This is a genomic window from Streptomyces hainanensis (assembly GCF_004348415.1).
Taxonomy (GTDB): domain Bacteria; phylum Actinomycetota; class Actinomycetes; order Streptomycetales; family Streptomycetaceae; genus Streptomyces; species Streptomyces hainanensis.
Genome location: NZ_SMKI01000583.1, coordinates 1 through 4,198, shown reverse-complemented (window position 1 = coordinate 4,198; position 4,198 = coordinate 1). Strand labels below are relative to the sequence as shown.

General features: G+C 71.0%; 2 protein-coding genes and 1 pseudogene. 1 reads left to right on the top strand and 2 read right to left on the bottom strand.

Annotated elements, in window-relative coordinates:
• Window positions 1-983, bottom strand: a 983-nt coding sequence (locus tag E1283_RS38335) for a DUF5667 domain-containing protein (protein WP_132821832.1), incomplete at its 3' end; no start/stop codon positions are given.
• Between the two features lie 183 nt (window positions 984-1,166).
• Window positions 1,167-1,895, bottom strand: a complete 729-nt coding sequence (locus E1283_RS32940; protein ID WP_132821833.1) for an ECF subfamily RNA polymerase sigma factor, BldN family — start codon at window positions 1,893-1,895, stop codon at window positions 1,167-1,169.
• A gap of 69 nt (window positions 1,896-1,964) precedes the next feature.
• Here E1283_RS32940 and E1283_RS32935 point away from each other — a divergent pair.
• A pseudogene (locus tag E1283_RS32935) lies at window positions 1,965-4,198 on the top strand (eCIS core domain-containing protein); the annotation flags it as partial.

The following is a 4,198-nucleotide window of genomic DNA, read 5'->3' as shown; positions in this document are numbered from 1 at the left end:
TGGCCCTCCTGCCGTTTGCGGAACGTCTCGGTGCTGACGCCGTACACCAGGGCCGCGGCCTTGCGGCGGTCCTGCGCCGCGGCGCCCCGGCCACCGGGGACGAGACCGAAGCTCCGGGCCGCGGCGATGTCGTCCTCCATGGCGTCGAAGACGTCGGTGACCTCCGCGCCGACGCCGCGCAGCTGGGCGGGGAGGCGGAGGCGGAGGTCGGCCCAGACGTCGCGGTGGTCGGCGGAGAAGTCCGACAGGGACGCCATCGGGTCGATGGAGCCGTCGTTGGCGTAGGCCCCGGCGAGCAGCCGGTGGCCCTCGGCGGCGTCGTCGCGCATGTTGGAGAGCGCGCGGTGGATGGCGCCGAGGTCCTCGTCGTCGAGGGCGCCCGCGCGTTGTCGTTCGAGCAGCCGGCGGGCCTCGTTGAGCCGGGTGCCGGCGTGGTCGAGGTAGACGCGGCCCCGGTCGACGTCGCCGTCGGTGAAGTCCAGGCGGAGATCCTCCATGCCGCGCTTGAGGCCGTAGAGGGTGTCGCCTGGGAGGGCGTCGGTGCTCGCGGCGGCGACGCCGCCGAACGCGCCGGCGGCCACGCCCATGGTGAGGCCCCCGGCCGCCAGGCCCTTGGTGAGCCTCGACCGCGGCCGCAGGGCGCTCAGCCGGGGCACCGGAACGGCGCGGTGCGCGCCGCGGCCCGAGCGGAGCCGCCGGGGGCCCGGCAGCCGCTCGCCGGGCCGTGCCGCGGCCTCGCCGCCACGTTCCAGGGCCGCGACGAGCAGGGCTCGCTGCTCCGCCTTGGCCTCGGCCCGGAACTCGGGCCTGGGGAGCGCGGCCAGCCTGTCCACCAGGGAGAGCAGGGCCACCTGCTCCGGCCCGTCCGCCGGCTGGTCCGCCGCCGCCGGCCCGCCGTCGAGCCGGGGCTGCTCGAGCCCGGTCTCGTCCAGGAGCTGGGCGAAGGCGTTGGCCCGGCGGTTGGCCGACACGGATCCGATCACGGGCTGCACCTCCTCTCGTCACAGGATCGACGCGACTCGCTACCGACGGTGTGGAGCGAGTGCAGTGCTTGTCCAATTGGCGACAACGAGCGGACGGGCACTCGGGTTACGGCTGGCAGATAATGTGACCGATCGGGTGAGGTTGATCACGCTCTGTTTACCGATGGAGGTGACGCGTGCGGGCTATCTCGCGTCGTCCGGCAGCAGCCTCGCGAGGGTGCGAACGGCCCGGTATTGCAGGGTTTTGATGGCTCCCTCGTTCTTCCCCATCACCCGTGCGGTCTCGGCGACGGAGAGGCCCTGGAGAAACCGCAGCGTGACGCATTCCTGTTGCTGGGGGTTGAGCTTGCGGACGGCTTCGAGCAGCGCGGAGTTGGCCAGGGACTCGAGCACCGAGTCCTCTGGGCTCCGCTCCACCTCGTTGGCGTCCAGCATCTCCCCGGTGGTGACCTCGAGACGGAAGCGGCTGGACTTGAAGTGATCTGCGACCAGGTTGCGCGCGATGGTGACCAGCCATGCGCCGAAGTCGCGCCCCTGCCAGGTGAAGGTGCCGATGCGGCGCAGGGCGCGGAGGAAGGTCTCGCTGGTGAGGTCCTCCGCGGTGGCCCGGCCGCCGACCCGGTAGTAGATGTAGCGGTAGACCGTGTCCGAGTAGTGGTCGTAGAGGCAGCCGAACGCCTCGGCCTCGCCCGCCTGGGCGCGCTCCACGAGGTCCATCATGCGGCGGCTGTCACTGGGCGCCGTGTCGCGCGCGGTGGACGCTCCGGCGGCTCCGGAGCGGGCGCGTCTGCCCATGGTGGCGGTGCCGGCGTTGCCGGTCGCCCCGTCGGCGAGGGCGTAGGCCGGGCCGGCGGTGGTGGTGGCGGCGGAGCGCCGGCCGCCGGTGGCGCGACGGCCAAGAAGGAGGCCCAGCCGCCGGACGTCTCCCAGGCCGCACCCGAGGCGGCGCTCGCGACCACGGCCGGCCTCAAGCCCCACCAGATGGCGACGACCCTCACCGGCGTCGACTCCGCCGTGGGCAACGCGGTCGGCCAGGAGCGGAACGCCCTTGAGGAGTCCCCGCCCTCGATGGAACGGCCGGCCGGCTCCCCGCAGACTCTCCAGGGCGATCCGACGGTCTCGCCGCCCGGCCAGTACGACGGCGACAAGGTCGAGAAGCTGGACGCGCCGACGGGCGAGACCCCGCAGGTGGAGGGCGAGCAGCGACCGACCGGCGACGTGCCGGGCGAGGACGTGGAACCGCCGGGCTTCCTGGACTCGGTCGGCTCCATCATCGGCGGCGTGATCAGCGCCTTCGGGCTCGGCGACCTCACGAACGCCCTCCAGGGCATCCCCACCACCGACGAGGGGATGCGGAACGCGAAGGTCGGCAAGGCCGAACCGGTGCCGCTGGAGCAGGACACGGATCCGAAGCGGAACGACGAACAACGCACCGAACTCGACGACAAAGGCCAGGAGTTGCTGGCCCAGGGCCGGGACGACGCGGCCCAGCCGATGGGGGAGGACCAGATCTACCCCACCGTGCCCGGCGAGACGCTGACCGGCTCGGGCGCCGGCGGCAAGAGCCAGGGACAGCCCGAGGGCGGCGGCGGTGCCGGTGGGCCGGCCAGTTCCCCACTCCCGGCCGACGTCGTCGGCGCCGTGGCCGAGCACGAGCAGGGACCGCAGATCCAGGCCGCGTTCGGCCAGGGCCAGGAGCGGATGCTCACCGAGAAGACCACCAAGGACGAGGGCTTCCAGACCTCCCGGAGCGAGCACGACCAGAAGGTCCAGGCCGAGATCGCCGCCAATGCCAGCGAGCAGGAGAGCGCGCGGACGACCGCCACCACCGAGATCGCCGGCGCCCGCGACGAGTGGCAGCAGGAGCAGGACGAGCAGCTCGCGGACGTCGAGGAGGAGAGCGGCACCGAGTACGAGCGCGTCCAGGGCGACATCGATAAGGAGAAGGAAGAGACCGACGAGGAGGTGGAGACCAGGACCGAGGAGGACAACGACCGGATCGAGACGGAGAAGACCGAAGCCGAGACGAAGGCCGAGGACGAACGCGACAAGGGCGAAGAGGACTCGGGCAACTGGCTCAGCAAGGCGATCGACTGGATCAAGGAGCAGTTCACCAAGCTCAAGAACGCGATCGTCGACGTCTTCAACGCGGCCCGCCAGGCCGTGGTCGACATCATCGACGAGTTCAAGCAGGCCGTCTTCGACCTGATCGACAAGGCCCGGAACTTCATCATCGACGCGATCAACGTCTTCGCGGACGCCCTGATCGCCCTCGGCGACGTCCTCCTCGCCGGCTTCCCCGAACTCCGCGACAAGTGGCGCGACACCATCAACGGCGCACGCGACGCGGCGATCGACACGGTCAACGACCTGGCCGACGGCCTCAAGGAGCGGATCGGCTCCTTCCTCGACGACCTGGCCGCGGGCCTCACCGCCCTGCTCGACGTGATGGAGGCCGGCCTGCTGGCCGCCGTCGACGTCGTCGAGGGCGCCGTCACGGCGGCCATGGAGATCGCGGGCGGCCTGCTGAGCGCCTACGGCGACCTCGCGGTGATCGCGGTCGACATCATGGCCGACCCGGGCGGCTGGATCAGCAAACTCGGCGCCTCGGCCGAGGACGGCGCGAAGAACCACCTCTTCAACGAGATCCAGAAGGGCGTCAAGCAGTGGGTCGCCGAGAAGATCCAGGAGATCCTCGGCATCGACCAGGAGACCTTCCAACTCCTGATCAACGGCGGCATGACCGCCGAAGAGATGGTCGAGATGGCCTGGGAGGCGGCCCTCCCACAACTCCCGATCATCATCGGCGAACTCGTCATCACCAAGGTCGTCGCCAAACTCATCCCCGGCGCCGGCTGGATCCTCGCCATCCTCGACGCCATCCAGACCGCGATCGGCGCGTTGGGCGCGATCCTGCGCGCCTTCCAACTCGTCCTGGCCTTCCTCAAAGCCGTCAAGGGCGGCGGGGCCGGCAAACAGTTCGCCGTCGCGGTGGCCGGCGGCGTGGTCGCGCTGTTGGAGCTGATCTACCAGGCCCTGGTCAGCGGCATCGCCAAGTACATGGGCAAGGTCACGAGTCGGCTGAAGTCCCGGGCGAAGAACGTGCGGAACGACAAGGGCCCCAACGGCCAGGAGGAACAGGACCGCCGCGAGACCCAGCAGACCCAACAGCAGGTCCACAACGCCGAACAGACGATGCGGACTCCGCCCCCACC